Origin of the sequence: Paenibacillus sp. E194, from assembly GCF_000935845.1 — a bacterium.
GTDB lineage: Bacteria > Bacillota > Bacilli > Paenibacillales > Paenibacillaceae > Paenibacillus_B > Paenibacillus_B alvei_B.
In genome coordinates, this window is sequence record NZ_JMDX01000459.1 from 1 (window position 1) to 1,839 (window position 1,839).

The 1,839-nt window shown below is 47.7% G+C and carries 1 protein-coding gene; it reads right to left on the bottom strand.

The window, feature by feature from the left end; translation table 11 throughout:
* Positions 1–30: 30 nt before the first annotated feature.
* A partial coding sequence (locus AZ66_RS28875; protein ID WP_044358077.1) for an ABC-F family ATP-binding cassette domain-containing protein occupies positions 31–1,839 on the bottom strand: 1,809 nt, incomplete at its 5' end.

A 1,839-nucleotide genomic window follows, 5' to 3' on the forward strand; every position in this document is an offset into this window, starting at 1 on the left:
TTTTTCAACACGTATTGAGGNTAAACTCTCTTATGCCTCCATAAGCAGCTCCCACTCGGCATATACTTCATCAAGTGCGGCCTTGGACGCATCTAATTGCTCTTGAATCGATTGGATGCGTACATAATCGTTGAACACTTCGGGTTCAGTAAGCTCTAGTTCACGAGCAGCAATCTCTGCTTCCAACTCAGCAATTTGCTTCTCGATTTGCTCCAGCTTACGTTGTCGTGCACGTTCTTCTCGCTTCGACTGCTTATCTGCTTCATACGTAGACAATCCGCTAGGTGCTGCTTCTGATTTGCCTTCCGCCGTACTACTCTGGAATGAAGCAGGTTTGCTCGGCTGAGATGGATTTGTGGAGAACAGATCCCTATCTTCTTCTAGCTGCTGCTTCTTCTCTACATAGTCGTCATAATTTCCTAGGAAATGACACGTACCTTCTGCGCTCATTTCCACGATGCGCTCAGCCATCTTGTTCAGGAAGTAGCGGTCATGTGAAATAAAGAGCAGTGTGCCTTCATAGTCAATCAGAGCGGATTCGAGCACTTCCTTGCTGAATAGATCCAAATGGTTGGTCGGCTCATCGAGTATGAGCACATTTGCTTGTAGGAGCATCAGCTTGGCTAGTGCTACTCTAGCTTTTTCCCCACCACTGAGAGAAGCGATCTTCTTCTGTACATCGTCTCCGCTGAATAAGAAGCTTCCGAGTACGGTTCGAATACGAACTTCATCCATATGCGGATAGGCAGACCATACTTCCTCCATGACGGTTACATTCGGGTTCAAATTTGTCTGTTCCTGATCATAGTAACCAATCGTAACATTCGTGCCCCATTGGATCTGTCCAGCTAATAGATCGTGTTTGCCAGTCAATGCTTTCAACAAGGTGGACTTGCCGATTCCGTTCGGGCCAATGAGTGCGACCATTTCTCCACGCTTCAATTCGAAGCTTACGTGGCGGAATAATGGAGGCTTATGGTCATAGGATGCAGATGCTTCTTCTACTTTAAGCACATCTTTCCCGCTTTGACGTGTAATCTCGAAGCTGAAGCTTGCACGCTTCAGATCCCCTAATGGCTTATCGATTCGTTCCATTTTTTCGAGTGCTTTACGACGGCTTTGTGCACGCTTGGTTGTTGAGGCGCGTACGATATTGCGCTGTACAAAATCCTCAAGCTTTGAGATTTCAACCTGCTGCTTCTCATAGAGTTTCATTTGCTGCTCATATTCGGCTGCCTTCAACTCGATATATTTCGAATAATTGCCTGTATACCGCTTGGCCTGATGGCGTTCGATCTCGATGATCGTCGTCACCATCGCATCTAGGAAGTATCGGTCATGCGATACAACAAGGACAGCGCCAGGGTAGGAGCGTAAGTAACCTTCGAGCCATGTAAGGGTATGGATGTCTAGATGGTTCGTAGGTTCGTCAAGCAGGAGCAACTCAGGCTGTTGCAACAAAATTCGGGCAAGTGCCAATCTCGTCTTCTGTCCACCGCTCAACGTGTGAATATGAATCGTGTTCGGATCCATCTGGCCGAATCCCATGCCGTGCAAGATGCTTCGCACACGCGTCTCCATCTCGTAGCCGCCATGCTGGCGGAACCAATCTTGTTGCTCCGCATATCGACGCAAGATCTCTTCATATCGAGATTCATTCTCCGCAGTTGCAGGGTCAGCAATAAGACGCTCTAATTCTCGAAGCTCCTGCTCAGCCTCAATGAGGTGAGAGAATACGGACATCATCTCTTCCCAAATCGTTCGTTCTGAATGGAGACCGGTATGTTGGGCAAGATAGCCGATTCGAGTTTCCTTCGACTTGTATATGATGCCATCATC